Annotated in this window: 6 protein-coding genes; all 6 read left to right on the forward strand. The window is 42.5% G+C overall.

Features of this window, described 5'->3' with window-relative positions; all coding sequences use genetic code 11:
* Window positions 1-276 precede the first annotated feature (276 nt).
* Complete coding sequence (locus QVO88_RS00995; RefSeq protein ID WP_022286669.1) at window positions 277-1,023, forward strand: EAL domain-containing protein; 747 nt, start codon at window positions 277-279, stop codon at window positions 1,021-1,023.
* An 18-nt stretch (window positions 1,024-1,041) separates the two neighbouring features.
* Entirely contained in the window at window positions 1,042-1,776 is a 735-nt protein-coding gene (locus QVO88_RS01000) for a hypothetical protein (protein WP_022286670.1), read from the forward strand.
* 44 nt (window positions 1,777-1,820) lie between these two features.
* The gene (locus QVO88_RS01005) at window positions 1,821-2,480 is read left to right on the forward strand and encodes a signal peptidase I (protein ID WP_022286671.1); all 660 of its coding nucleotides are present in this window, start codon (window positions 1,821-1,823) and stop codon (window positions 2,478-2,480) included.
* A 21-nt stretch (window positions 2,481-2,501) separates the two neighbouring features.
* Entirely contained in the window at window positions 2,502-3,785 is a 1,284-nt protein-coding gene (locus QVO88_RS01010; protein ID WP_022286672.1) for a hypothetical protein, read from the forward strand.
* Between the two features lie 63 nt (window positions 3,786-3,848).
* Window positions 3,849-4,070 (forward strand): hypothetical protein, encoded by a 222-nt coding sequence (locus QVO88_RS01015; RefSeq protein ID WP_288177681.1) that lies wholly within the window; start codon window positions 3,849-3,851, stop codon window positions 4,068-4,070.
* A gap of 36 nt (window positions 4,071-4,106) precedes the next feature.
* The coding region (locus QVO88_RS01020; protein ID WP_288177682.1) for a DUF2357 domain-containing protein at window positions 4,107-5,174 on the forward strand (1,068 nt) is incomplete at its 3' end.

Raw genomic sequence — 5,174 nt, forward strand, 5'->3', positions numbered from 1 at the left:
CGTGTATGGCTTGAGGGAGAAGATGAGGCTTGTTGGAATGCTAATGCAGGTCAGGACTTCCAGGTTAACCTTAAATTCTATGACCTTTCAAACACAGGCACAGGTGTTTAATCCATAACAATAAAACAAAAAAGACGCCGAAGAAATTCGGCGTTTTTTGGTAAATGGGCATAAAAAATAATTTTCCATATTTGGGGAAATCTCCCGATTTTTCTTTGCTTTTTGTCGAAATTATGCTATAATGATATATTTGAACAGGAAAGGAAGTGACTTGCTTTGAACGGTAATTCAACAGTTGACGGCGTTCGTGCCGTGGAGCTTTTCTATAGACCTATAAAAAATACCGACAGCGGCAGGGTCACTTTTTTGCAGTCGCAAACAAGGCTCAATTCTCCTGCTATGGGAACGCTCATGCCTGCGGATTATCTCCCTGTGGCTCAGCTTTCCGACCGATGTGTTAGCATTTTCAAGCTTGCTTTCGTTCAGCTTTTGCAGGCTTTGGGTAAGTTTCACGAAAGGGAAGTTGACGTTGATTGGGCAAGCGTGTTCATGCCTGCAAGATTTTTAAGGCAGACGGAAGCTCCGAGAATTGTGGCAGATTATTGCGATAAGTTTGGCGTGAAGTATGAGCGTGTCTGCTTCGAGTTGTCGCCTGATGTGCTTGATGAAGCTGACAGCACAGCGGCAGATAACGTGGCTCTTATGAGAAGACAGGGCTTTCATTTTCTGCTCACAGGCTTCGGCACTGAGGGCTTTAAAATGCTTAAGACCGCTGAGTTCAAGGTAGATAATATCATGCTTGACGGTTCAGTGGCTCAGGTTCTTGGTAAGAGCGACAGGTATGATACCTGCGTGAACTCTCTGCTGAATTTCGTTTTTGACCTTAATGCTGAGGTCATAGCTGATGGCATTACTGATGATAAGCAGGTGAAACAGCTCAGTGGTATGCAGTGCCTTTACTATTCGGGAGAAAATGCAGGAAAATATATTGCGGAAAGATACGTTCGCAATAGAAATGAGTAATAAACGGGTGATACGGTTTTGGACGGTAAAAATATAGATAAAAATACAAGAGTAGTCGATACCCTTGCACTTCGCAGGACCGCCAAGGAAGCTAAACGCTATGTGGTATTGATGAGATTGCTTAAAATACTTGCCATTATACTTATCGCTATCGTGGCGGCGGCTTATGCGGTGTCTTATTTTTACGACAAGTATGGTAGCTTTACAGTTAAGATAAGTAAGTATGATATGATAAATCAGGGGCTTACTCTTTCGGAAACTCCTGAATATACCACGAGCAATTCAAGGCTCAATGCGGATATCCTCTATGATATGACAAATATCAGTGGCGAAGATCTTCCTGATAATATCGACAAGATAAACGGCAGCCATAATGGCGAGGGGTATATAGCTTATACTTTCTATCTCATAAATTCCGGTAAAGACACACTTAGCTATGACAGCGAAATGACTATCGAGAACGTCACGAACGGTGTTGATGAAGCTATCAGAGTGGAGCTTTTCGTGAATGGCGAGAAAACTGTTTATGGTAAAACAAAGTCTGACGGCAGCGGTAAGGAAAGCGATTGCGACAAGGAGTTCGCCTCCTCTACTGAGGTCATGAAGGACCGACGTGAAAAGCTTGGTCCCGGTGAGAAAGACAAGTATACAGTGGTTATATGGCTTGAGGGAAATGACCCTGATTGTGTTGACAAAATAATTGGTGGCACAATGAAGCTTGGTATGAATTTCAAGATCGTTGAAACAACTTAAAGAATTAGAAGGGAGGAAGCCTCGGGGTTCCGAGGTTTTGAATTATGAAAAAAGCTTTGAAGATCGTTTTTAATGTTATCGCATGGGTGGTGCTTATCTTTGCACTGCTTATAACAATTCTCGTGTTCTCGTCTGATAAGAATAATGGTACGGCAAGTCTGCTGGGATATATCCCGCTCACAGTTGAATCTGACTCAATGAAGCCAACTTTCAAAAAAGGCGACCTTATTATCTCAAAGGAAATAGACGATATCAATTCTCTGAAAAAGGGCGACGTTATCACTTTCTGGACGCTTATTGACGGCAAAAAGGTGAAGAATACCCACCGTATTGCAGAGGTACTCAATGATAACGGCTCAGTAGGCTTTATCACACGAGGCGATGCTAATAACGTAGATGATACATACACTGTTTATGCAGGTGATATAATCGGTCAGTGGAAAGGTGCAAAAATAGGCGGTTTCGGCAAGGTAATGGATTTTCTCAGAACAAAAACGGGATTTTTCATTTGCATACTTTTACCGATAGCACTGTTTTTCCTCTTTGAGCTTTATAAGCTTATCGCAACCATAATCGAGATAAAGCGTCCTGCTATCACAGAGAGCGATGAGGAAGAAATAAAAAGACGTGCAGTTGAGGAATACCTTGCACAGCAGAAGAAAAAGGAAGAGGAAAATGCACAGCAGGAGAAAAATGACAAATAACTGCTGCTTGGGTGATACATTATGAATGGATTTCTGAAATGGTTTTTTGTTTTCATGTCGTCAATGCTTGCAGGCTTTGGGCAGATCTTCAAGGGTCTGTGGAACGGCATAAAACAGATCTTCAATATAAAAAACTACATAAGGATATTCAAGACCTACTCGGCAGACTTTGGTGCGCTGGGCTGGATACTTTCTGTGCTTGCAATTATCGTTGTTGTGGCTATCTTTGTGCTTATTATTTTTATGATAGTGCTTGCTGTGAGAAAGTACATAAGATTCAGACACTCTATCGTCAGCAACGAGGATCTTATCGAAGAAATATCTGACCTGCAGCGTCAGGTGGTCAAAATGACCAAGGAAAAAGATGAGATCATGGCAATGAAGGTGGCTCAGCTTGGCGTATATGATAACACCGCTCTTGCAGAGGGTGAAACAAAGCTTGCAGAGGGCGAGCAGATGCCTGCACAGGGCGAAGTTCAAACCACTGTGGACGGCGTTGTTCAGACAGCAGATTGCCGTTTTTCAAAGCTTATCGAGGTGGACAATTTCTACAAGACATACGAGCCGCCTGCTTACAATAATGACATCACCCTTAGCGGTATCTGCGAAGCATACAGAAACTTTGCCTGCTCAAGAATGCACCTTTATTATGACATAAAAACTATCCGACTTTTCATTGCAGGCATGGCTTCAACAAAGCTCATTATCCTGCAAGGTATCTCTGGTACAGGTAAAACATCATTGCCATATTCATTCGGTAAGTTCTTGCAGAAAGATACTACTATTGCTTCTGTTCAGCCGTCATGGCGTGACAGAACTGAGCTTTTTGGCTACTTCAACGAGTTCACGAAGAACTTTAATGAAACAGAAGTCCTCAAAAGAATTTATTCTTCTGAATACAATGACGATGTAAACTTCATACTCCTCGACGAGATGAACATTGCGAGAGTAGAATATTACTTTGCAGAAATGCTCTCGATTCTTGAAATGCCTGATCCTGCCGAGTGGGAGCTTGATCTTGTTCCTAATGTGTGGAGCACCGACCCTGTTCGCCTGGATAAGGGCAAGCTGCGTATTCCGCAGAACATTTGGTATATCGGTACTGCCAACAACGACGATTCCACGTTCACTATCTCAGATAAGGTATACGACCGTGCACAGCCTATCAATCTTGACGCAAAGGGAGTTGCCTTTGACGCACCTGACACGCCGCCTATGAATTTAAGCTTTGAACATCTTGACACACTCTTCAAGGAAGCTTTTCAAATGTATCCTGTTTCACAGGACAGTCTGAAAAAGATCTAGCAGCTTGACCTGTGGGTAATTGAAAAGCTGAGAGTGGCTTTCGGTAACCGTATACTTAAACAGATGAACTTGTTTGTTCCTGTATATGTTGCCTGCGGCGGAGAGGAACTTGACGGCATTGACTATGTGCTTGCCACAAAGATATTCAGAAAATTTGAGTCGCTTAACTTGGCAATGCTAAGAGAAGAGCTGAAAGAGCTTTGCACATATATGCTGAAGCTTTTTGGCAGAAACACTATGAAAGAATCTATAGCATATCTTGAAAGATTGCAAAAACTGTACTAAAATTTGTACTCATAAACTTTGAGAGGAGGGACGGGCATGAGCGAATACAACGAACAGCGTGCAGCTTTTGACAAAGCTGTAAAGACGTTTGACGGCAATAACAGCTTTGCGGCAGCCCGTGCCTTGCTTCTTTCGGGCGAAAAAACTGTATCTTTTAATCGTAAGATAATCGAGAAGAATATAGATTCGTCCTGGCTCACAGAGATAGAAAAAGCTCTGCCACATCTTGATACGGTAATAAGAAATCCCAGAAACACCATTAAAGAAGTGGAAGAGATCGTGCCTATCGCTATGTCAAGGAAGATAACGGTAGAGTCCATAAAACATCTAGGACAGCACACCGATCTTATTCAGGATATCGACAAAAAGACCGGAAAGATAACTCCGTCAAAGATACTCAACATTCATAAAGAGGAAACTCTCGATACATATGAAAATAGATTTGTAAATACCCTTATCGACAGGCTATACATTTTTATAAATATAAGATACAATAAGCTTGTCCAGACCGCAGAGGCGCAGGAGGCTTATTCTTTTAATTACGATACCGTGGCTGACAGCGGCGACGGCAGAAAGGTCAACATTAGTTTTAAGATAGAAACTGTTGACAGTCTTGTCGGCGGCAGCAATGATACTGACGTTTGGGCAAGGCTTGAAAGGGTCAAAAAGGCTATCGAGGGCTATAAAGGCTCAGTGCTTTGTACCACTCTTGGCAACGCTTTTATCAGACCGCCTGTTATGAGAACAAACGCTATCACTAAAAATGTGGACCTTATGGCGTGTCTTACCCTTTGGCAGTTTATCGAAAGCTACGATAAGGCAGGCTACGAGGTCAACGTTTCTGATACTGCACAAAGACCTGATGATTCTTATATCGAGGATATATATGGTCTGACCGCAATGAACTATATGCTTTTCCGCTCCTATACCCATGGGGCAGACAAGTCGGAGGAGCTTAAAACCATAAAAAACAAGACCCTCGCACCAAAGGTTGTCAGGCGTTTTGATAAGCAGACATCTGATAAATATGATGTCATAGTTGGCGAGGGTGAACAAAGTAGTGCAAGTAAGACAGATATGGGTATGACTGCTGAAGAGGCAGGA

It is taken from the genome of Ruminococcus sp. CAG:57 (assembly GCF_000435935.1).
GTDB lineage: Bacteria > Bacillota > Clostridia > Oscillospirales > Ruminococcaceae > Hominimerdicola > Hominimerdicola aceti.

What these genes read in the sequence shown, in the direction of transcription:
- QVO88_RS01010 (WP_022286672.1), top strand. Translation starts at nt 2,502, where the DNA reads ATGAATGGATTTCTGAAATGGTTTTTTGTTTTCATGTCGTCAATGCTT.
- QVO88_RS01015 (WP_288177681.1), top strand. Translation starts at nt 3,849, where the DNA reads ATGAACTTGTTTGTTCCTGTATATGTTGCCTGCGGCGGAGAGGAACTT.
- QVO88_RS01005 (WP_022286671.1), top strand. Translation starts at nt 1,821, where the DNA reads ATGAAAAAAGCTTTGAAGATCGTTTTTAATGTTATCGCATGGGTGGTG.